We start from the raw sequence: 21,455 nt of genomic DNA, 5'->3' as shown, positions 1-21,455 counted from the left end.
CGCACGTACCGAGAAGAGATAATCCGCCCGGCCGGTCACCATGAATTCATGGTTGTCATCGACGCCTGGTTCTCGCAGTATCCCTTTCCGAGTTTCCTGGAAACCGTGCGGAAACGGGCCGCCGAATTCGAATGCGCCTTTCCCGGTTACCGCGTCGAGGTGCGGGCCGTGTGGTGGCAGCGGCTGCCGCAGGAGGTGAGCCTCGCCGCGTCCCGGGGCCGCCCGCCGGCCCTCGCGTCGTACTACAGCGGCGCCACCCGGCACGCCCTCGACACCCGCGCCCCCGACGGCCGCCCGCTGTTCACCTCCGTGGGGCGGGCGATCGGCGGGCGGACGGAGATCCTCGGCCAGCCGGTCGTGGTGGACGACCTGGTGGACGCCGCCCGCGCCTTCTACACGCTCGGCGGCTCGCTCGCCGCGATGCCGCTGACGCTCTCCACCATGCTCCTGTACGCGAACACCAGCCTGCTGCGGGCGGCCGGAGCCGACGGCGTGCCGCGCACCTGGGCGGACGTGGACGCCGCGAGCGAGGCGGTGGCCCGGCTCGACGGCGGATCGGCCCGCGGCATGGCCTGGGTGATCGACGGCAAGTTCTTCCAGCACGCCCTCGCCCAGCAGGGCGGCGTGTTCGCCGGCAACCGCAACGGCAGGCACGGCCCGGCCACCACCATCGACCTCACCTGCCCCGAGATGATGGCCTACGTGGACTGGTGGCACCGGCTCGCCACCCGGGGCCACTTCCTCTACACCGGCGCCATGCAGGACTGGCAGGGCACCTTCGACGCCTTCACCGGCCGCCGGGTCGCGCTCCGGCTCAGCTCCTCCTTCGACGCCAAGTACATGGCCCAGGGGGCGGCGGAGAACGGCTTCGACCTCGCCGTGCGGCCCGTGCCCGCCAACGGCGCCGTCCCCTACGCCGGCAACTGGATCGGCGGCGACGCGCTCTGGCTGGCCGACGGGCTCGACGAGGCCACCCGGGACGGCGCGCTGGCCTTCACCCAGTTCCTCAACACCCCGGAGAACGCCGCGGACTGGCACCGGGTGTACGGCTCCGCCCCGGTCACCAAGCCGGCGGTGGCGCTGCTGGACGACGAGGGCTGGTTCGCGCGCCACCCGTACTTCCGGGTCGCGACCGAGCAGCTGGAGATGATGTCCGGGGAGCCGACCCAGGCCGTCCTCGGCTCGTACGCGCACATCCAGCGGGCGGCGATGCGGGCCATGCGGGACGTGCTGACGGACGGCGCGGACCCGCTCGCCCGGTTCGGCCAGGCCACCCGCGAGGCGCAGGCGCTGCTGGACGACTACCACGCGAACTGGGCGGGCACCGGCCCGCAGTCCGCCTACCACCTGCACGTGGACAGCTGAAGAGGGGACGCCCCGCCCGGGACGTCCGCACGCGCTCAAAAGAGGGGGTGCCCGCCTGGGGCACCCCCTCTTTCTTGCGCCTCCCTCAGGGGGCGAGCACCACGATCTCGTCCGGCCGCTGCTCGCCGGTCAGCAGGTCGCGGAAGGACGCCACGATCGCGTCCGGCCCCCGCCGGTGTGTGACCGACAGCCACTGCCCGGCCTGCTCCAGGAAGCGCCGCTCCGCCGCGGCGTACCGCGCCCGGTACGCCTCCGGCCCCTCCGCCTCGGCGGCGGCCATCTCGATCGCCGGGGTGAAGAACACCTCCGGCTCGGGGCCCGCCATCCCGGAAGGCGGCAGCACCGACGCCGCCGGATGGGTGAACCCCACCAGCGCAGTGTGGACCAGCCCGTCCGCGAGGTGCGCGGCGGCCCGCGTCCGGATGCCGGGGTCGCCGGTGACGTCGACCAGGACCGAGGGCCCGGTGACCGGAACCGTCTCCAGCTCCTCGTACGACACGACCTGGTCGTACAGCCCCAGGCCGGTCACGAAGGCGACGTTGCGCGCGGACGTGATCCCGACCGTGGCCAGGCCGGGCGCGCGGGCGGCCAGCTCGGCGGCGAGCCCGGTGCTCACCTTGCTGGAGGCGCTGGTGACGACGGCGGTACGGGCGCCCTCGGCGGCCTTCCGCGTCACCAGGTCGGCCAGGTTGAACGAGGCCGGGTAGACGCAGTGCACGGCGGCCCGCCGGTCGTCCAGCTCGTCCGGCTCGCCGGCCCGCTCGAAGGTCAGATACCACGGGTGCAGGAAGGAACGCTCCGGCGCGGAGTCCATGAACCCGCCGGGCACCGGCTGGGCGGCCACGACGTGGTGGCTCGCCATCGGCATGTAGCCGTAGTACCTGGTCCCGACGGCGACGTCCGGATGCGCGGACTCGGTCACCCGGACGAACGCCCAGACCGGCACCCGGCCGAGCCCGTCCGGCCCGGGGAAGGCGTTCCAGAAGGCGATCACGGCGTCGTCGCCGAACCGGGCGTAGGTGGCGTTGTTGGTGGTCATGGCCACCTTCTCCAGCGCGACCCGTACCTCGCCCGGACCGAGCGGGGCCGGCTCGACCGGCCGCACCTCCGCGGTCGCGGGGTCGTCGCGCTTGACGAGGACTTCCCACATGGACACGGTCGTCTCCTCACGGTCGGGCGCCGGCTCCCGGCCGCGCGGGGCGGACGGGAGCGGGCTGTGCGTTCATACGGGCTGGCGTTCGGCCGCGGGGCGGAGCACCGGCCGCCGCGGCTGGATCTTCGGACCCCGCAGGGCCTGGAAGACGATGCGCGCCATCATCGCCGGGCGCTGCAGCGTCTCGGGCCGCTCGACCTGGCCGGCCGCCCGCACGTACGCGGCGGTGACGGCGCCGTCCCTGGTGGCGGCGATCTGGGTGAGCCGGGTCATGGCCAGCGCCATCTTGACCTTCAGCGTCCGCTTGCCCTCGACGCCGGGGAAGCTCATGTCGATGGTGTGCGTCATCTCCCACTGCGGGTCGATGACGGTACGGGCGAGGTCCTGGAAGTACTGGCCCGGGTGCGGCGAGGCCCCGGTGTGCAGGTGGTCGCGGATGACCAGCGCGCTCTTGGCCGCCACCGTCATGCCGCCCGCGTAGACCGGGTTGAAGCAGGTCACCGCGTCACCCGTGACCAGGAGGCCGTCGGGGAGCCGGGGCATGTCCTCGTACCGCCGCCGCAGCGTGGTCGGGAAGCGGAACGCCACCGGCTCGGTGAGGATCTCGGCGTCCTTGAGCGCGTCGGTGTACTCCGGGATGCCGAGCGAGTCGATCCACCGGAACAGGCCCGCCTGGTCGGTGGGCGGGTGGTCGCCGAGGATGCCGTACGTGGTCATCTCGACGCGCCCGCCGTCGGTCCTGGCGAAGATGCAGCCGCGCGGCAGCTTCGGGTGCGCGACCACGTTGATCGACAGGTCGCCCTGGTACGGGTCGCTGTTGAGCCGGTAGTACTGGGTGACGTAGCCGAGGCCGATCTTCTTGCGCTCCTCGGGCACGGGCCCGTAGCCCAGCTCCTCCAGCCAGATCGGCGTCCGCGAGCCGCGCCCGGTGGCGTCCACCACCAGGTCCGCGTGGACGACCTCCTGCTCGGCGGCGCCCTGCCGCTGCACCTTGGCCCCGATCACGCGGCTGCCGTCCGGGGTGGTGTGCAGGCCGAGGATGTCGGTCTTCTCCATGAAGGTCACGTTGGGCAGGGCCTGGGTGCGCTCGCGTACGTGGTACTCCAGCTTGGGCCGGCTGGGGCCGACGCAGAGCATGTCGGCGTGCTGCTGCTGGAGCTGGCGGCCCAGCATGTACCAGCGCACGGTGCCGCCCAGGTCGCCGCTCGGCACCCCGTCGGCCAGCATCTCGGCCGTGATGCCGGGGTACATCGACTCGATGGCCCGCTGCCCGCCGGTCAGCAGCCCGTTGATGTGCCTGCTCTGCGGGCAGCCGCGCCGGGGCACGTCGACCCCGAGGAGTTCGTCCCGGTCCACGATGACCACGTCGTCGTAGGCGTCCGCCAGCACCCGCGCCGCGAACAGCCCGGCCAGGCTCCCGCCCAGCACCACCGCCCGGGTCTTGTTTTCCACGCTCACCGTTCCTCCTGTGTCAGCTGGGGATGGAGTTGACGAGACCGCCGTCGACGATGAACTCCTGGCCGGTGACGTACGACGCCCGCGAGGACAGCAGGAACAGCACGGTCTCCGCGATCTCCCCGGGGTTCCCGATCCGGCCGAGCGCGACCTGGCCGCGGAAGAACTCCCGCACCTCGTCGCTGCCGCCCGTGACCGTGTCGAGCATCGGTGTCCGGACGTGGCCCGGCGTGATGGCGTTGACCCTGATGCCGCGCTCGGCCAGGTCCGGGGCGAGCGTCCGGGCCAGGCTCACGACGGCGGCCTTGGCCGCCGCGTACAGCGAGCCCGGCGCCGCGCCCCGGTGCGCCAGCCACGAGCCGTTCAGCACCACCGAGCCGCCGTCCGCCAGCAGCGGCAGCGCCTTCTGCACGGTGAACAGCGCGCCCTTGAAGTTGGCGCCCACCACCAGCTCGTAGTCGGCCTCGGTGATGTCGCCCAGCCGCGCCGCGAACGGCACCCCGGCGTTGGCGAACACCCCGGTCAGCCCGCCGAAGCGGTCGCCGATCCGGGCCGCCAGCCGGTCCAGGTCGTCCGTACGGGACACGTCCGCGGCCACGGTGAGCACCCGCTCGTCGTCGCCCAGCTCCGCCGCGGCCGTTTTCAGCCGGGCCTCGTCCCGTCCGGCCAGCACGACGCGGCCACCGCCCGCCACCAGCCGCCGGGCGGTGGCCAGCCCTATGCCGCTGCCGCCACCGGTGATCAGCACGGTCATGCCCGCGAATTCGCTCATGCCGAAAGCTTCGCCGGACAGGCCTTTCCCTGCATCTCTTGAAATGCCGTGGCGTTGCGCCGGTCCGCACGGCAGGAGATGAGCGGCGCCATTCCCGGTGTGACGATTGTCAGCGGGTTGCTGCCGCTACGAAAGGACGCGCTGATGAGCACGGTCACCATTCCTTCGACCGTCGACGCCTTTTTCCGGGGCGCCCGCGAAAGCATGGGCAGTAAATTCCGGAAACTCGCCGCGGACCTCTGGAACGGCGGCCGGCCGACCGACGCCGCCGTCCCGGCCGTCCCGGAGCTCGTCGCCCGGCTCGGCTCCGGCGACGTCGACGACGTCACCAAGGGCCACGTGGCCGTCCTGCTCGGCCTGCTCGCCGAGGCGTCCTTCCCGGCCACCGACGGCGACCTGCACGCCGCCGTCCGCCGGGGGCTCCCCGTCTACCTGCGGCTCGCCCGGTTCGCCCGGCCGAACTCGCCGCTGTCGCTGGCCCTGCTCTACCTGCTGTCGCACTTCCCCGCCGACCGGGACGCCATCCTGGACGCCGTCACCGGCCTGGACCTCGACCCCGACGACGCCACCCGGCTGGACCGGGCGCTGCGCCCGCTGGACCCGGCCGACCCCGACCTGGGCCGGGTGTGGCCGTCGCCCGCCGTGTGGGAGCTGGACGACGCCGAGCGCGGCTTCGACCGGCGCTGGATCCAGGAGCTCACCCCCGAGCAGGTCACCGTGAACTGGGACTACGACACCCAGACGGTGCTCGCGTACTCGGGCGCGAAGGCGTACTGGGCCGTGACCAACGACGCGCCGGTGAAGCCCGCCGAGACCGCCGCCATCGACGACACGCTGCGCACGGCGGCCCCGCAGGCCGCGATGGACGGCTTCCGCCGCCACGCCGCCGCGTTCCGCTGCCCCCGCTGCCGCTCCGGGCGGCTGCGGATCGGCGACAGCGGCGCCCGCTGCGACGGCTGCGCCACGAGCTACCCGCTCGCGCACGGCATCCTCGACCTGTCCGCCGGGACGCCCGGCGTCGCCGACGAGGCCACCGCCGACCTGCTGCGCAAGCTCGCCGAGATGCCCAGCATGGGGCTCTACTACGAGTCGGTGCTGCGGCCGGCGTTCCTGCGGATCGCCGGCTCCAACTGGGACGGCGGCGTGCTGCCCGAGGACGAGGACCACTACCTCGCCGGGCACGTGCGCGCGGCCGACGGGCCGGTGCTCGACCTGTGCGCCGGGGCCGGACGGTGGACGAGCGTGGTCGCCTCCGCCGCCGGAACCGACAGGACGATCGCCCTCGACGCCGGCCTGTCGATGCTGAACGTGCTGCGCCGCCGCCTGCCCGGCGTGCCCGCCGTCCTCGGCGACGCCCTCCGCCTGCCCTTCGCCGACGCCTCCCTGGGCGCGGTGACCTGCTGGAACGCCCTCCAGGCGGTCCCCGAGGACGCCCAGAAGCTGATCTCGGAGGTCGGCAGGTGCCTGCGGCCGGGCGGCACGTTCACCCTCATGACGTTCCGGTTCTCGGCCGACCCCGTCTACCGGCACTTCCAGTCCGGCCACCACTTCCCGAGCCGGCCCGAGGGCATGCTGCTCTTCGAGCCGTACGAGGTCCAGAGCTGGCTCGACGAGGCGGGCCTGGCGGTCACCGACTGGTCCTCGCCCGGCACCTTCCTGTTCGCCACCACCGTACGCAGGCCCTGACCCACATGCGACGGCACCGCCGCGGATCGCGGCGGTGCCGTCGCGTTCTCACCCGCGCACGGGCTCCGCGGCCTCGGCCGGCTCCTCCGGTACGGACGAGCCGATGGGCGGCAGTTCCCGGAGCTTCACCGCCACGACGACGGCCACGATCGCCAGGACGACGGCGCTGAGCCCGGCGACGCTGTTGAGCGCCACCGTGAACGCCTCCCGCGCCGCGGCCAGGACGTCCGGCGACGGCAGCTCCGCGGCGACCGCCACGCCCTCGGCGACGTTCTCCCGGGCCCGCGCCGCCGCCTCGGCGGGCACCGCGTCCGGGATCGCCATCTGCAGCCGGTAGACGGCCGTGCCGAGGGTGCCCACGGTCGCGACGCCCAGCCCGTACCCGAACTCGGTGCTCACCTGGGTGAGCGACGACGCCGAGCCCGCCTTCTCCGGCGGCGCCGAGCCGACGATCAGATGCATCCCGAGGGCCAGCAGCGGCGCGCCCCCCAGCGACCAGATCGCGAACCCGAGAACGAGCCCCAGCGGCCCCCACGAGGCCTCCACCTGGGAGAGCAGCGTCATACCCGCCACCACGACCGCCAGCCCTGCCGCGATGAGGAAAGCGGGCCGGAACCGGCGGGCCAGGAGCGGCACGGAGAGCATGCCCACGGTGCCGACCGCCAGTCCCGGAATGAGGCCCAGCGCCGTCTGCAGCGGCGACAGGCCCAGCACCGACTGCAGGTGCTGGGTGACGAAGACCAGCACCGTGCCCGTCAGCATCGTGTAGAGCAGCCCGCCCACCAGCGGCGTGGTGAGCGTGGTGTGCTTGAACAGGCTCAGGTCGAGCAGCGGGTCGGCCAGCCGCCGCTGACGCCGGACGAACACCACGCCCAGCGCGAGCCCGGCGACCAGCGCCGCCAGCGGCAGCGGCTGCCAGCCGTGCCGGGCCAGCTCCTTGATGCCCCAGATGGCGGGCAGCACCGCCGCCAGCGACAGCGCCACGCTGGCCAGGTCGATCCGGCCCGCCCGCTCCGGCCGGTACTCGGGCACCACCAGCGGCACGACGACGAGCAGCAGCACCATCGCCGGCACCCCGAGCAGGAACACCGACCCCCACCAGAAGCGCTCCAGCATCAGGCCGCCCGCGATCGGCCCGATGATCGCGCCGGCGGTGAAGCAGCTGCCCCACACGCCGATCGCCATCGCCCGCTGCTTCTCGTCGCGGAACATGCTGCTGATCAGCGAGAGCGTCGACGGCGCCAGGGTGGCCCCCGCGACGCCGAGCAGCGCCCGAGCCCCGATCAGCAGGCCCGGTGTGGTCGCGTAGGCGGCCGCGAGCGAAGCCACCGCGAACGTGGCGGCGCCGATCAGCAGCAGGTTCCGCCGCCCGATCCGGTCGCCGAGCGAACCCATCGTGATCAGCAGGCCGCCGACCATGAACCCGTAGATGTCCACGATCCACAGCTGCTCGGTACTGCTGGCGCCCAGCTCCGTGCTCAGGTGCGGCAAGGCCAGGAGCAGGACGAAGATGTCGAAGGAGACCGCCAGGGTGGCCAGGGCCAGTGCGGCCAGGCCGATCCACTCGCGTCTTCCCGCTCGTGGCGCCGTGTCGTTCGCCGTCACCGGAGATCTCCAGGCTGGATGCCCCGTCGTTGAGGGCGGGGAGGAAAGCTGAAACGGTCGGACACGTCTGTCTCCTGGTTCTGTCGGTGGCGGTCGGTAGTTTGATCGGCGTGTCCCGTTACCGGCTCCAGCCTTCGCCTGCTCAGGAGCAGGCGAAGGCTGGAGCATTGCGGGCATGCCCGGTTTGTGTGGAATCTCGCGGTTGAGCAGCACGCGCATTGGAAGCCGGGCCGTAGGTCCGCGCCGGGGTTCGCCGAGCAGTGCCGGCAGTTGACCGAGGCGCGGGCGGAGTTCGCGTGGCTGCGGGCGGGGTCGATCATCGTCCAGCAGCAGGCGCTGAAGGATTTCGCGCGTGAGAGCCAAGCGCGTTACCGGTGCCGGTCCTGCGGATACGCCGGCAACGCCGATGTGAACGCGGCCAGGAACATCGAACAGGCGGCAGGGCATGCCGTGTCTGCGCGGGAAGGGCCACGGGTTGCCGGGCCGGTGCACCGCGAACCTCAACGCGACTTCCTCCTTGTGGGGTAGTTGCGGTTGGAATCTCCGCGCTTCAGCGCGGGGAGGATGTCAAGTTCTGATCCCTTCATCGCTCGCGATGGGTACACGCGGTGGGAGGCCCGGAAAGCTGCATCGCAACCCGTTCCGGCTTGCAGGAACCTGTCGCCGCCCGGCACGTTCATGGCGACGTTTCCCCTGTTCGGAGGGGCTTAAGCCGGGCGATGATGAATCACGTGAGACCGAGACCAACCGGAAGGAGTTACGGATGAGGAGACCGACCGGCTCACGGGGCGGCTTCACCTGACGCCGTCCGGCCCACCCGTCACAACAGGAAGGAGAGATTTCCCAAATTCCGCACGCTCGGAGATGACTTCGCCGCAGTAGCGTTCAAGCATCGGAGGTTGATTTCTGCATCCAGACTGGGGGTGCCGCCGATCTGGTCGCGACTCCCACGAGCCCTCGAAGGAGTCCGCCCGTGACGATGTCCACCGATCACACCTCCGCCCTGGTGCACGCCCTGGGCACAGGGTTCAACGGACAGGTCATCACACCAGACGACGACACGTACGACCAGGCGCGCACGGTGTACCCCGGGACGATCGACCGCCGTCCGGCGGTCATCGCCCGGCCGTCCGACGCCACCCAGGTCGCCCGGGTCATCGCCGCCGCGAAGGAGACCGGCATTCCCCTGGCGGTACGCGGCGGCGGGCACAGCAACGCCGGCCACGGCGTCTGCGACGGCGGCCTGGTCCTCGACCTGTCCGCCATGAAGACCATCGACATCGACGTCGAGGGCCGGACCGCGTGGGCCTCGGCGGGCCTGACCGCCGGCGAGTACACCACGGCCGTGGGCGCCCACGGCCTGGTCACCGGGTTCGGCGACGCCGGCTCGGTCGGGCTGGGCGGCATCACGCTCGGCGGCGGCATCGGCTTCCTGGTGCGCAAGCACGGGCTCACGGTCGACGACCTGCTGGCCGCCGAGCTCGTCACCGCCGACGGCGAGATCCTGCACGTCGACGCCGGGCACCACCCCGACCTGTTCTGGGCGATCCGCGGCGGCGGCGGCAACTTCGGGGTCGTCACCCGCCTCAAGTTCCGGCTGCACGAGCTCCCGTCGATCGTCGGCGGCATGATCGTGCTCCCGGCGACGCCGGACACCATCCTCGGGTTCGTGGCCGAGGCCGAGGCCGCCCCGGAGGAACTGTCGACGATCGCGAACATCATGCCCTGCCCGCCGATGCCGTTCGTCGCCGAGGAACACCACGACCAGCTCGTCATCATGGCCATGATGTGCTACGCCGGGCCCACCGAGGACGGCGAGCGGGTGCTGGGCCGCTTCCGCGCCCTGGCGGAGCCCCTCGCCGACCTGCTGCAGGAGATGCCGTACTCCGGCATGTACCCGCCCGAGCCGGAAGGCTTCCACCCCATCGCCGAGTCCACCAACATGTTCATCGACCACGTCGACCGCGACACCGCCACCACGATCATCGACTACCTCACCGCCTCGACCTGCATGGGCGCCGCACAGCTCCGCGTGCTCGGCGGCGCGATGGCGCGGGTGCCGAACGACGCCACGGCCTTCGGCCACCGGCAGAGCAAGATCATGGTCAACCTCGCCGCGATCTACGAGGACCCCGCCGAGTCGCCCGTCCACCAGGCGTGGGTGGCCGAGTTCGCCGCCGCACTCCGGCAGAGCGATCAGGGCGCGTACGTGAACTTCCTCGGCGACGAGAGCCCCGAGCGGGTCCGCGTGGCCTACCCCGGACGCATCTACGACCGCCTGGCCGCGGTGAAAGCCGTCTACGACCCCGGCAACTTCTTCCGGCTCAACCAGAACATCCCGCCGGCCACCTCCTGACCCGGCTGTTCTCGAAGGAGGCCGAGCCAGCAAGCACGGAGGTGCGCGCGGGCCGGCGCCGATGTGATCCTCGTCAGGAAACGCGCGTCCGCGTGCATCGCGACGAGGAGGAAAACGGTGCTGACGACCCAGATCCCCACCCGGGAAGAGCTAGTCCGTCGCGCCTCCGAGCTGGCGCCGGCCATCCGTGACAAGGCCGCCTGGTCGGAGGAGCACAGACGGCTCCACGAGGAGACGATCGAGGCGCTCGCCGACGCCGGAATCTTCAGACTGCGGGTGCCGGCCCGCTACGGCGGCTACGAGGCCGACACCCGCACCCTCGTCGACGTGGCCGCCGAACTGGGCCGCGCCGACGGCTCCACCGCCTGGACGGCGTCCGTCTACTGGATCCCGACCTGGATGGCGTGCCAGTTCCCCGACCACGTCCAGGACGAGGTGTTCTCCACCCCCGACGTGCGGGTGTGCGGCACCCTCAGCCCCACCGCGATGGCCGCCCCCGCGGACGGCGGCGTCGTCGTCAACGGCAAGTGGGGCTTCATCAGCGGCGCCTGGCACAGCCAGTGGCAGGAGATCGTCGCCGTCCAGGTCGGCCCCGACGGCCCGCCCATGCCCATCGTCGCCCTGGTCCCCATGTCGGACCTGCAGATAGTCGACGACTGGCACACCTCCGGCCTGCGCGGCACCGGCAGCGTCAGCACGGTCGCCCAGGACGTCTTCGTCCCCGCCGACCGGGTCCTGCCGCTGGGCGCCGTGATCAACAGCCAGGGCGCCTCCCAGGCCAACGCCGGCAGCCCCGCCTACCGCGTCCCGCTGCTCCCGGTCGCCTCCGCCTCGTCCGTCGGCACCGCCCTCGGCCTGGCCGCCGCCGCCATGGACGCCTTCCGGGCCCGCCTCCCCGAACGCAAGATCACGTACACCGACTACGAGCGCCAGGCCGACGCCCCGCTCACCCACCTCCAGATCGCCGAAGCCGCGATGAAGTCCGACGAGGCCGCATTCCACGCCCACCGGCTGTCCGGCCACGTCGACGCCAAGGCCGCCACCGGCGAGCCGTGGACCGTCGAGGAGCGAGTCAGGGCACGGGCCGAGCTGGGCCGCGTCTGCCGGCTCACCAAGGAGTCGGTGGACATCCTGGCCCAGGCCAGCGGCGGCTCCTCCATCTACACCAGCGCCCCGATCCAGCGCATCGCCCGCGACATCGCCGGCGTCAACCTGCACGCCCTCATGCACCCCAACACCAACGCCGAACTGTACGGCCGAGTGCTGTGCGGCCTGGAGCCCAACACGCTCTACATCTAGCCCCCCAGACGAGAGGGTCCCGCGGCGCGACGAAGCACCACGGGACCCTCTGACCATGCCCGGGACGGATTCTCTGACCACGTCCGAGTCGAATGAAATGTCCAGGTCGGGTATCCACAGCGGGAGAAAAGCAATTCACCCGGACCCCGCCTACCGCGGGTGCCCGGGTGAGTTTCTTGCCTGCCGCGTCAGGCCCCGATCGGAACCTGCGCCTCCAAAGCCACCCGCTCCGCGAGCGCGGCCGCGTTGGGGTCCACCTCGAAGATGTCGCCCACGTCGATGGTGACGCCGAGCTCCTCCTCGATCTTCGACACGAGCCGGACCGCGGAGATCGACTCACCCTCCAGGTCGAAGAAGGTGGCGTCCTCCATTCCCTCCGGCACATCGAGCACGTGGTTCCAGATCTCGCCGACCTTCTCCCGGATCACGGAGAGGCTGAGTTCGCCGGTCATTCGATGTCCTCCCACCGCCATAAGGTCTGCGGTAATTGTCGCAACGCCGCCGGCGGAGCCACATCTTCGAGAGTGCCGCTCGGTTCAAGACGCCTTCCGTGACACGACCCCTCCGAGAGCCCGCACAATATGCCCCCGCCCCACATTCCCGGCAGCAAGCACCCCAGCCACAGACTCACCGTCACCGGCACGCAGAGAATCCGCCACAAGCCGCAACTCGCCGGCCACCACATCCAGCAACTCCGCCACCGCCCCCGCGTTCTGCTCCAAGATGTCCCGCCACAACCCAGCAGGACTCCCAGCGACCCGCGTCACATCTCGCAACCCAGTCCCCGCAAGAGCCAGCGCGTCCGCGTCCGGCACCGCGAACCGCCCAGCCAGCGCCGCCGACACCACAAGCGGCACATGCGAGACCGCCGCCGCCGCCCGATCATGCGCCTCCGCCGGGAGCAACGTCACCTCCGCCCCGCACGCCGCCGCAAGCCCCGCCACCCCCCGCAACGCCCGCTCATCCACCCCAGGATGCGGACACAACACCCAGGCCCGCCCCACGAACAGATCGGCACGCCCCGCCCCCGCCCCGGACAGCTCCCGCCCAGCCATCGGATGCCCTGGTACGAAACTCGCCAGATCACACCCGGCCCGCTCCGCCTCATCCAGAATCCGGCCCTTAGCACTGGCGACATCGGTGTAGACCGCCCCAAGCCCCCGCCGCTGAGCCTCCACCAGAACGGGCACCACAGTGGACGGCGGCGTCGCAATGACCACCACATCCACCGGCCCACCGCCGGGAACGAACCTCACCCCGGCCCCCATCCGCAGCGCCCGCAGCAACGCCCGCGGATCGTGATCGGCCAGCGTCACATGCACCCCCGCCCGCCGCAGCGCAAGCCCCACCGACGTCCCGATCAGCCCACACCCGATCACCAGTACCCGCCGCGTGTCCATGCCCGCTCGCCTTCCTCGACGCAGATGCCTCCCCATGGTGCGCGGCACAACCCCGGGATGACAGAGAAACCAGCGGCTAGTCCCTGCCGCCCCCCGACACCTTCCTGCCACCCCAACCCCAGCCCAGCGCCCTTCGCGGCCCATACGCTCGCGACATGCCCTACTACGAACTGCTCACCAGACCCGTCCCCGACCCCGACCGAACCCTCCGCTACGGCCCCCACCCAGACCAGATCATCGACATCCACGAGGGATCAGGCGGCCCCCTCGTGATCCTCCTCCACGGCGGCTTCTGGCGCGCCCAGCACGACCGCACACACACCCGCCCCATGGCCGCAGCACTGGCCGCCGAGGGATACACCGTCTGCGTCCCCGAATACCGCCGAGCCGGCCACGACGGCGGCGGCTACCCCGGTACCTTCGACGACATAGCCACAGCCATCGACACCCTCATCGCCACCTCAGGCGGAGAAGCACCCGTCCTAGTAGGCCACTCAGCAGGCGGCCACCTGGCCCTGTGGTACGCCTTACGCCACCGCCTGCCCACGACCTCCCCCTGGCACGCCCACCCCGAAATCGGGGGAGTAGTAAGCCTCGCCGGCATCTCAGACGTGACCGGCGCCTACACCACCCACCTAGGCAACAGCGCGGCCCACAACCTGCTCCACAACCGCCCCGACCACCTGAACGAAGTGGACCCCTCACGCCTCCTGCCCTACGGCGACCGCCCCCTGATCCTGGTCCACGGCTCCAAAGACCGAGTCGTACCCGTGGAAATGAGCCGCCGCTTCGCCGCCCTGACCGGCAGGGCCGAGCTGAGGGAACTCCCGGACACCGGCCACTTCAAACTGATCGACCCACTATCCCGCGCCTGGCCAACCGTCCTGGAAGCCGTCGCCTCCGTCAGCAGGAGGCCCCTGCTCAGCATGGAGCCGACGAGCGCATCGCCCCAGAAGTGATGGCAGCAAGGGCCAAGAACGCGTTCAGCCCTGCGCTCCGGGTCGGCTTGCCACTGGATACGCGGGTTGCTGTGACCTCCTCAGCCCCGGTTCGATCTCATAGCAGTCCAGTTCGGCCAATTCACTGTGGATGCTCGTGGCCGCCCTAGAACCTGCCACGGATCAGAAGGTCGGAGGAGGTCGTCAGAGCAACGCGGCGAGGTCAGCCGGTCGCGTGAACATCGGCCAGTGGCCGGTCGGCAGTTCGACAAAGGTCCATTGGGGTGTGCCGAGCTCGGCGAACGCCGGATTCCCCGAGGCGATCAGCTCCCGGATCATCGCCACCGGCATCGTCGAGGCGACCAAGGTCTTCGGCGTCGCCGGGATCCGCCTCGGCCGCTGAACCGACTGGGTGACCGCGCCCCACGGCTCCGCCGTCGCCTTCGCACTGATCTGCGCCCAATCCTCCTGAGTCAGTCCGGCGAACATCCCCTCTCCCTCTTCGAAGGCGGGCACGTCGAGCGCCCAGCCGTCCCCGACCTGAGCGCGCCAGGCCTGCTGCGTGGCCTCGTCATTGAAGTCGATCACCGCCACACCGGACGGCAGCGGCGCGGTGTCGACATAGACCACCCGGCTGAGCCGCTCGGGATGCCGGTCGGCGACCGCGGTCACCGGGACATTCGCCCCGCTGTGCCCGACCAGGACCACTTCCTCCCATCCGTCCATCGCCGCGAGGATGTCCAGGACATGGGTCTCCACGCCGACCTCCGGCGACAGCTCCTCGGCCCGCTCCGCCAACCCCGTCAGGGTGACCGCCCGCACCTGGTGTCCCGCGGCGCGGAGCTCTTGCGCCACCTCGTCCCAGGCCCAGGCACCGAGCCAGAAGCCGGGAACCAGCACGTAGTTCGCCATCTCATCGTCCTTCCAGTGAGCCGACGTCGCTACGCTAAAGCCGAAAGCGGACAGAACCCGCCCGGATTAAGAGGTGACCTGTGTCATATCCGGCGACCCGGATGCTGGCGATGCTCGAACTGCTCCAGGCACACCACGAACTGGGCGGCCGCGACCTGGCGCAGCGCCTCGGTGTGGACGAGCGGACCGTCCGGCGCTACGCCGCCCGGCTCGCCGAACTGGGCATCCCGGTCACCGCCAAGCGCGGCCGCTACGGCGGCTACCACCTGATGCCCGGCTACAAGCTGCCCCCGCTGATGCTCACCGACGACGAGGCCACCGCCGTGGTTCTCGGCCTGCTCGCCGGACGCCGCCTCGGCCTCGCCGCCGAGGCCACCGAGGCCGCCCTGGCCAAGATCCGTCGAGTGCTGCCGATCACGCTACGGGAACAGGTCGGCGCGCTGGAGGAGACCTTGGGCTTCACCCTCGCCGAACGTGCGGCGCCGACACCCGCGAGCCGGGCCGTGCTGACCCTGGCCGCCGCGATCCGCGACCGCCGCCGGGTCACCCTGCGCTACCGCTCCTGGAAGGGCGACCAGACCGAACGCGAACTGGACGGCCACGGCCTGGTCTTCCACGCCGGCCGCTGGTACGTGACCGGTCACGACCACCGGTCCGGCGAGACCCGCACCTTTCGGCTCGACCGGATCTCCGCCGTCGTACCGGGGGCAGCCTATGGCCGCCATGCTCGCCGGGCTCGGCTTCCGGTTCACGATCGTGTCGCCGAGGGAACTGGGGACCGCCGTCCAGCGCCTGGCCGAGCGCCTGCTGACCTTCGGCGCCGACGGCGACCGTCAGCCGCCGCCCTTGGAGAAGTGCTGGTAGTCCTTGATGCCCGACCAGTAGCCGCCCCACTCCCAGCCCACCTGCTCGAACGCCCGCACCACCCGATCCCCAGGGTTGATGACACCCTTCCCCTTCATAGGCCGCTTGGTGAACTTCTTGGCGTTCTCGTGGGCCGTCCCCCCATCCGCCCGCACATACGGGTTCTCCCGCGGGTTGATGTCGATGGCCTTCCCATAGGCATGGTTGGACCAGTTACGCGACCCGGTAGCGCGGCGGCAGTTGAAGGCGGAGGTGTTGTCCGCGTCGATGGAGTCGTAGTCGTCCCCCTTGTAGACGTCGACCAGCTCCATCCGCCTGATCGGCCAGCGCCAGTCGTACAGCTTCCTGAACACCGTGACCACGTCGTCGGCGACGCTCTTGTTGACGACCAGCTCGCCAGTATGGGGCTTGTCGTCGAACCCCCAGTAGCTCATCGTGATCAGCCGCAGGTCGCGGTAGTGGACGGGGCAGCCCTCACGCCAGGAGTGCGGAAGCTGCGCCCGGCTAACCCGGCTCACTTCAGCGGTGAAGTCGGGCGGTCGAGTTTCGGTAGGCGTCGGGCTCGCGGCGGTGGTGTCAGGCGGCGCCGGACGGTTGGACGCGGCCGGGGCCTGCCCGCCGCATCCCACCGACGCCAGCGCCACGAGCGCCAGGGCGGCAGCACGCTTCATCCTGCCACGATACGTCACGTTCCAGCAGGTCAGCCGGTATGCCCCCGCTCTCGGCGGGTCAGCTCCCGCAGCAGATCCGCCGCGTACGAGACGAGCCCGAGAAACGACACCCCGACCAGCACCCCGCCAACCCAGAGATCGTTCACAGTAGCGGCGGTGAACTCAGCACCCCAAGGCTGGTACCCCAGCACAAAGGGCGCGGCCACAAGCCAGACCCCGGCCAGAAGCAGCAGCACGAGCGCGATCACACCCAGCCGAGCACTCACCGCTTGTCCTCCGCACCGATCAGCGAGGCCGACCCGTTCTGCCGCCCAGCCCCGTCCAAGTCCTCCCGCAGCGCCTCCACCAGTGGCGCCAGCAGCGCGGCCAGCTCACCGGACGAGGTAGGCGGGCTGACGACCTCCGGCTTCCGCTCCCGTACAGTCACCAAACCCCGCGTAACCAGCTCGGCCCGGATCGCGGCGGCGAAGGCGGCAACCCCGCCGACCCCGACGGCGGTCACGCCGAGCCCGGTGCAGAACTCGGTCAGGGTGGCGGTGTTCCAGGCCGCCCCCGAGGGCTGCGTGCCCAGCGCGAACGGTGCGATCATCAGCCAGACCCCCGCCAGGGCGGCCAGCGCGGCCACCACGGCGCCGGCGAACTTGCGGATCACTGCGGCTTTCCTCCTGTCACGAGGTCCTTCGCGGGCGGCGGCGCCGCCCGCTCCAAGAGCGCGCGGGAGGTGGGACGGAGCACGTCCCGCGCCACGGCCCTGGCACGTTCCTTCTCGGTACGGTCGTCCGGCGGCGCCATCTTGGCCACTGCGGTGACCAGCGCCGACGGCCGGTCGCCGGCTCGTTCGACGCGCTGGGCGACGAGTTCGAGCAGCAGGCCCGCGAGCATCAGGTCGTCTCTGGAGAGCGGGGGAGTGGTGCCCCCGCGCAGCGGCAGCTCCTTGAGCAGGACCACGGTCAGGAACCCGAGCAGCGCGACCGGGACGCCCACCAGGAAGACGGTCTCCAGGCCGCGGCTGAACCCCTCCAGCACCAGGTGTTTGGCCGGTTCGGGCAGCGCGTGGATGGCCTCGGGGCTGCCGAGCGACGGCCGGGGGCCGGAGGCGGGAAGTGCCGCGTTGAGGCGGTTGGTGAGGATCGCGCCGAACCCGGCCACGCCGACCGCGCCGCCGAGCGAGCGGAAGAACGAGACGCCGGCCGTGGCGGAGGCCATGTCGCGGATCTCGACGCCGTTCTGCGCGGCCAGGATCAGCATCTGCATGGTGAGGCCGAGCCCGGTGCCGAGCACCGCCATGTCGGTGCCGATGACCCACCGGTCGGAGTCCACGTGCAGCCGCGACAGCAGGAACATCCCGGCGGTCACCAGCAGCATCCCGGCGACGGGAAAGACCTTCCACCTGCCGGTCCTCGTGACGATCTTGCCCGAGATGACGCTCGACAGGAACAGCGTGATCACCAGGGGCAGCGTCATCAGGCCCGAGCCGGTGGGGCTCATCCCGTGGACGACCTGGAGGTACTGCGGCAGATAGATCATCGCGCCGAAGATCGCCACGCCGACGAAGAGCGACCCGAGGCTGGCCAGGACGAAGGTGCGGTTGCGGAAGAGCCGCGGCGGCAGGATCGGGTTGCCCGCGGCGCGTTCGGCGAGCACGGCGAGGCCCAGCGAGAGGAGGCCGACGGCGGTGAGCGTGTAGGTCCACGGCGAGTGCCAGGCGAACTCGGTGCCGCCCAGCGTCAGCAGCAGCATCAGCGCGGTCGCGGCGGCGGTGATGGTGGTGGCGCCCCAGATATCGACGCGGGTGTCCCTCTTGACCTGCGGCAGCGTGAGGACCCGCTGGATGACGAGCGCGGCGACCACGGCGAGCGGCACGCCCACGTAGAAGCACCAGCGCCAGCCCAGCCACTCGGCGTCCACCAGGAACCCGCCGAGCAGCGGCCCGGCCACGGTGGAGACGCCGAAGACGGCGCCGATATAGCCGGAGTAGCGGCCGCGCTCGCGCGGGGAGACGATGTCGCCCATGATGACCTGGGCCAGCGCGGACAGCCCGCCGGCGCCGACGCCCTGGAGGGCGCGCCCGGCGATGAGCTGGCCCATGTTCTGCGAGAGCCCGGCGGCGAGCGAGGCGAGGACGAACACCGCCAGCGCGAGCTGGAAGAGCCGTTTGCGGCCGTAGAGGTCGGACAGTTTGCCCCAGAGCGGCGTGGACACCGTCATCGTGAGGATGGTGGCGGAGGCCACCCACGAGTACTGGTCCTGGCCGCCGAGCTCCCCGACGATCGTCGGCAGCGCGGTGCCCACCACCGAGGTCGAGAGCATCGAGGTGAGCAGGGCGAGCATGAGCCCGCTCATGACCTTGAGAATCTCGCGGTGGGTGAACTGCTTCGGGTGAGCCTCCTGAACGGTCAAAGCACCATGTCTCCTCGTATCCGGTAGGAAGTATACGCCTGTTTACTCCGTTTCCGGCAAGGGGCTATATTCCCCACCATGAGAGGTCAGGCTCACCCGAGGGATCGCGAGGCCACCCGCCGGCGCCTGCTGGACGCCGCGCGGGCGCTCTTCGCCGAGCACGGGTACGAGCGTGTGACCGTACGGATGATCGCCGCGGAGGCGGAGGCCAACATCGCGCTCGTCGGGCGTTACTTCGGGTCGAAGGCGGGCCTGTTCGGCGAGGTGCTGCGGGACGAGCCGACGATCCGGGTCATCCTGGAGGGCGACCGGGCCGGGCTGCCGCGCAGGCTGGCGGAGTACGCGGCGCGGCGGATGCACTCGGGGCCCAGTTCGCCCATTCTGCGCGCCCTGTCCCACTCGGCCGACAATCCGGAGGTCAGGGAACTGCTGCGGGAGCGGCTGCGGACGACGGTCATCCTGCCGCTCGCGGAGTACCTGGGCGGCGGCCCGGAGGCGATGGGCCGGGCCCGCGCGGCGGCGGCGCTCATAACCGGGGTCACCAACGTCCGTCGCGCGCTCGGCCCGGAGGCGCCCACTCCGGCGGACGTGGACCGGCTGACCGCCATGTTCACCGTATGCCTCGAAGTCTAGATATTTCCGGTCATGCCCATAAGACCGAAATATGTTCATTTTGGGGTCTATGTCGCCACCAGCGTGCGCCGTTACCTTGACTGCACCCCCATCAAGGAGTGCACATGTTGGGTAAACGCTGTGCGCTGGCAGGAGCCACCATCGTGGCCTGCTTAGCACTCCCCTTCAGCCCCGCCTTGGCCGAACCGGCCGCCGCGGCGGACCCGGCCACCCCGCCGTCCGTCATCGACGCACTCGAACGCGACCTGGGCCTCACCGAGCAGCAGGTCAAGACCCGGCTGGCGAACGAGCAGCGCGCCGCCGCCGCCGAAGCCGCCCTCACCACCTCGTTAGGCGACTCCTACGCCGGCGCCTGGCTCAACGCCGACGCCTCCAAGCTCATGGTCGCCACCACCGACGCCGCCGAAGCCCGGATCATCGAGCTCAAGGGCGCCCAGCCGGTCTTCGTCTCCCGCACCCTGGCCCAGCTGACCTCCGTCAAGGACCAGCTCGACGCCGCCGCCGAGAAGGGCCAGACCGACGCCTCGCTCTGGTACGTCGACGTGACCAGCAACAGCGTCGTCATCCAGGCCGCCACCCAGGAAGCCGGCGAGGCGCTGGCCGCCGCGGCCGGGGTCGACAAGGACACGGTCAAGGTCGCCGTCTCGTCCGAGAGCCCGCAGCCGTTCATGGACATCATCGGCGGCTCCGCGTACTACATCGGCACCAGCCGGTGCAGCGTCGGCTTCGCCGTCACCCGCGGCAGCACCCCCGGCTTCGTCACCGCCGGCCACTGCGGCCGCCGCGGCGCGGGCACCTCGAACCCGAGCGGCACCTTCCAGGACTCGTCCTTCCCGGGCAACGACTACGCCTGGGTGGCCACCCCCGGCCACAACCCCACCCCGTACGTACGCGGCTCCGGCGGCTCCCTGGTGACCGTCCGCGGCTCCGCGCAGGCGTCGGTCGGCTCGTCCATCTGCCGCTCCGGCTCCACCACCGGCTGGCGCTGCGGCACCATCCAGCAGCACAACGCCACCGTCCGCTACGCGCAGGGCACCGTCAGCGGCCTGACCCGCACCAGCGCCTGCGCCGAGCCGGGCGACTCGGGCGGCTCGTTCATCTCCGGCAGCCAGGCCCAGGGCGTGACCTCCGGCGGCTCCGGCAACTGCTGGTTCGGCGGCACCACGTACCACCAGCCCGTCAACGAGATCCTCTCCGCATACGGCCTCACCCTGAGAACCGGCTGACCCCGCCCCGACGTGCCCGGCCCCCAGCGGCCGGGCACGCCGCGTTTCACGTCTACGCGTGGTGTGTCTCCGCCCGGAGTGTCGGGTCGTCCGGCGGCAGGTGCCCGCGGAGCCGGTCGTCGAAGCCGTCGTCCACGTCCCGATAGGAGCGGTAGGCCGGAGGGTACGGCCAGCCCCATCGCCTGTCCGGGCTGCGCGAGGGCCACAGCCGACGCGGACGGCTCAGCCGCTCCACGATGGCGATCACGGTGTCGCCCACCTCGGCTGGATGTGGCAGGACATCGCCTCCGAAGTAGTTCTGCTGCCGGAGGAGCGTCGGGCAGCGCAGGTCGCCTTGTACGAAGGCCCCGCACCGCCAGCCGCTCTCCTCGTCCCAGGCCAGAGCAAGCGGAACGTTCCCGGGAAGGCACGGCTCCTCCAGCACGATGGTCGCGGAGCGCGGCAGGAACTCCGCGATCCAATGGGAACGCGGCCTGATCTCCCTGCGTACCAGCGCCAGGTAGACGTCGTGGAGGTAGCCGACGTGGAGCTCCTGCCAGGTGACTCGCCACGCGCCTCGCGAAGTCTTCACGTCTCTGCCCATGGCCCGCGCTTTCCCCGTAAGGGCCTGGTCGGGTCGAACCCTGTACTACATTCACAGATCTTGAGGTAGTGGATCTCCACGTCGCCGGTAATGGCTGAGCCGGGCGCGGGCCTGGTGGAGGCGGCGGAAGGCTGACC

General features: G+C 71.2%; 21 protein-coding genes and 1 pseudogene. 10 read left to right on the top strand and 12 right to left on the bottom strand.

Features of this window, described 5'->3' with window-relative positions:
• Positions 1-48: 48 nt before the first annotated feature.
• Positions 49-1,365: an extracellular solute-binding protein gene (locus AB0J42_RS30450; RefSeq protein WP_364300448.1), complete on the top strand. Its 1,317-nt coding sequence runs from the start codon at positions 49-51 to the stop codon at positions 1,363-1,365.
• Between the two features lie 85 nt (positions 1,366-1,450).
• Here the strand turns inward: AB0J42_RS30450 and AB0J42_RS30445 are convergent, their stop codons facing one another.
• From AB0J42_RS30445 to AB0J42_RS30435, 3 genes are all read right to left on the bottom strand, one after another.
• Positions 1,451-2,515 carry a DUF2855 family protein gene (locus AB0J42_RS30445; protein WP_364300527.1) on the bottom strand — a complete coding sequence of 355 codons (1,065 nt, stop codon included), beginning with the start codon at positions 2,513-2,515 and terminating at the stop codon, positions 1,451-1,453.
• A 72-nt stretch (positions 2,516-2,587) separates the two neighbouring features.
• A complete protein-coding gene (locus tag AB0J42_RS30440; protein WP_364300446.1) occupies positions 2,588-3,976 on the bottom strand; it encodes an FAD-dependent monooxygenase in 1,389 nt (462 codons plus the stop codon).
• Positions 3,977-3,989: 13 nt separating this feature from the next.
• On the bottom strand, positions 3,990-4,745 hold the full coding sequence (locus AB0J42_RS30435) for an SDR family oxidoreductase (protein WP_364300444.1): 756 nt from the start codon (positions 4,743-4,745) through the stop codon (positions 3,990-3,992).
• 144 nt (positions 4,746-4,889) lie between these two features.
• Between AB0J42_RS30435 and AB0J42_RS30430 the strand changes: the two genes are divergently transcribed.
• A complete protein-coding gene (locus AB0J42_RS30430) occupies positions 4,890-6,431 on the top strand; it encodes a class I SAM-dependent methyltransferase (RefSeq protein WP_364300442.1) in 1,542 nt (513 codons plus the stop codon).
• A 48-nt stretch (positions 6,432-6,479) separates the two neighbouring features.
• Here AB0J42_RS30430 and AB0J42_RS30425 read toward each other — a convergent pair whose 3' ends face one another.
• A complete protein-coding gene (locus AB0J42_RS30425; RefSeq protein ID WP_364300440.1) occupies positions 6,480-8,036 on the bottom strand; it encodes an MFS transporter in 1,557 nt (518 codons plus the stop codon).
• Between the two features lie 186 nt (positions 8,037-8,222).
• Between AB0J42_RS30425 and AB0J42_RS30420 the strand changes: the two genes are divergently transcribed.
• From AB0J42_RS30420 to AB0J42_RS30410, 3 genes are all read left to right on the top strand, one after another.
• Entirely contained in the window at positions 8,223-8,564 is a 342-nt protein-coding gene (locus AB0J42_RS30420; protein ID WP_364300438.1) for a zinc ribbon domain-containing protein, read from the top strand.
• 451 nt (positions 8,565-9,015) lie between these two features.
• The gene (locus AB0J42_RS30415; RefSeq protein WP_364300525.1) at positions 9,016-10,392 is read left to right on the top strand and encodes an FAD-binding oxidoreductase; all 1,377 of its coding nucleotides are present in this window, start codon (positions 9,016-9,018) and stop codon (positions 10,390-10,392) included.
• A 117-nt stretch (positions 10,393-10,509) separates the two neighbouring features.
• Positions 10,510-11,691 (top strand): acyl-CoA dehydrogenase family protein, encoded by a 1,182-nt coding sequence (locus AB0J42_RS30410; protein ID WP_364300436.1) that lies wholly within the window; start codon positions 10,510-10,512, stop codon positions 11,689-11,691.
• 188 nt (positions 11,692-11,879) lie between these two features.
• On the opposite strand, the gene AB0J42_RS30405 is transcribed toward AB0J42_RS30410, so the two are convergent.
• Together AB0J42_RS30405 and AB0J42_RS30400 are read right to left on the bottom strand one after the other, a co-directional pair.
• On the bottom strand, positions 11,880-12,143 hold the full coding sequence (locus tag AB0J42_RS30405) for an acyl carrier protein (protein WP_364300434.1): 264 nt from the start codon (positions 12,141-12,143) through the stop codon (positions 11,880-11,882).
• Between the two features lie 84 nt (positions 12,144-12,227).
• A complete protein-coding gene (locus AB0J42_RS30400; protein ID WP_364300432.1) occupies positions 12,228-13,091 on the bottom strand; it encodes a prephenate dehydrogenase in 864 nt (287 codons plus the stop codon).
• A gap of 155 nt (positions 13,092-13,246) precedes the next feature.
• Here AB0J42_RS30400 and AB0J42_RS30395 point away from each other — a divergent pair, with 155 nt between their 5' ends.
• Complete coding sequence (locus tag AB0J42_RS30395) at positions 13,247-14,050, top strand: alpha/beta hydrolase (protein ID WP_364300430.1); 804 nt, start codon at positions 13,247-13,249, stop codon at positions 14,048-14,050.
• Positions 14,051-14,233: 183 nt separating this feature from the next.
• On the opposite strand, the gene AB0J42_RS30390 is transcribed toward AB0J42_RS30395, so the two are convergent.
• Complete coding sequence (locus tag AB0J42_RS30390; RefSeq protein ID WP_364300428.1) at positions 14,234-14,941, bottom strand: alpha/beta hydrolase; 708 nt, start codon at positions 14,939-14,941, stop codon at positions 14,234-14,236.
• Positions 14,942-15,042: 101 nt separating this feature from the next.
• Between AB0J42_RS30390 and AB0J42_RS30385 the strand changes: the two are divergent.
• Both AB0J42_RS30385 and AB0J42_RS30380 read left to right on the top strand, forming a co-directional pair.
• Positions 15,043-15,603 (top strand): annotated as a pseudogene (locus tag AB0J42_RS30385) (WYL domain-containing protein); the annotation flags it as partial.
• Between the two features lie 52 nt (positions 15,604-15,655).
• Positions 15,656-15,805, top strand: coding sequence for a hypothetical protein (locus AB0J42_RS30380; protein WP_364300426.1), 150 nt, complete (start codon positions 15,656-15,658; stop codon positions 15,803-15,805).
• Here the strand turns inward: AB0J42_RS30380 and AB0J42_RS30375 are convergent.
• Genes AB0J42_RS30375 through AB0J42_RS30360 form a run of 4 tightly spaced genes read right to left on the bottom strand, consistent with a single transcriptional unit; the run spans position 15,775 to position 18,876 of the window.
• Positions 15,775-16,476, bottom strand: a complete 702-nt coding sequence (locus tag AB0J42_RS30375; RefSeq protein ID WP_364300424.1) for a M15 family metallopeptidase — start codon at positions 16,474-16,476, stop codon at positions 15,775-15,777. The two genes, AB0J42_RS30380 and AB0J42_RS30375, sit on opposite strands and share 31 nt — an antisense overlap.
• Before the next feature lie 29 nt (positions 16,477-16,505).
• Entirely contained in the window at positions 16,506-16,742 is a 237-nt protein-coding gene (locus AB0J42_RS30370; RefSeq protein ID WP_364300422.1) for a hypothetical protein, read from the bottom strand.
• Positions 16,739-17,128, bottom strand: coding sequence for a hypothetical protein (locus tag AB0J42_RS30365; RefSeq protein WP_364300420.1), 390 nt, complete (start codon positions 17,126-17,128; stop codon positions 16,739-16,741). The genes AB0J42_RS30370 and AB0J42_RS30365 overlap by 4 nt, the downstream gene beginning before the upstream one ends.
• Positions 17,125-18,876, bottom strand: a complete 1,752-nt coding sequence (locus AB0J42_RS30360) for an MDR family MFS transporter (protein ID WP_364300418.1) — start codon at positions 18,874-18,876, stop codon at positions 17,125-17,127. Before AB0J42_RS30360 ends, AB0J42_RS30365 begins: the two co-directional genes overlap by 4 nt.
• Positions 18,877-18,954: 78 nt before the next feature.
• On the opposite strand from AB0J42_RS30360, the gene AB0J42_RS30355 reads away from it, so the two are divergent.
• Both AB0J42_RS30355 and AB0J42_RS30350 read left to right on the top strand, forming a co-directional pair.
• Positions 18,955-19,509 (top strand): TetR family transcriptional regulator, encoded by a 555-nt coding sequence (locus AB0J42_RS30355; protein WP_364300416.1) that lies wholly within the window; start codon positions 18,955-18,957, stop codon positions 19,507-19,509.
• Between the two features lie 104 nt (positions 19,510-19,613).
• Positions 19,614-20,735 (top strand): S1 family peptidase, encoded by a 1,122-nt coding sequence (locus AB0J42_RS30350; RefSeq protein ID WP_364300414.1) that lies wholly within the window; start codon positions 19,614-19,616, stop codon positions 20,733-20,735.
• A gap of 52 nt (positions 20,736-20,787) precedes the next feature.
• Here the strand turns inward: AB0J42_RS30350 and AB0J42_RS30345 are convergent, their stop codons facing one another.
• On the bottom strand, positions 20,788-21,306 hold the full coding sequence (locus AB0J42_RS30345; RefSeq protein WP_364300412.1) for a DUF6292 family protein: 519 nt from the start codon (positions 21,304-21,306) through the stop codon (positions 20,788-20,790).
• Between the last annotated feature and the right edge of the window lie 149 nt (positions 21,307-21,455).

Source organism: Nonomuraea sp. NPDC049649 (assembly GCF_040675175.1).
Taxonomy (GTDB): Bacteria; Actinomycetota; Actinomycetes; order Streptosporangiales; family Streptosporangiaceae; genus Nonomuraea.
Note: the sequence above shows the minus strand (reverse complement) of the source record. Positions and strands in the feature narration are given on the sequence as shown.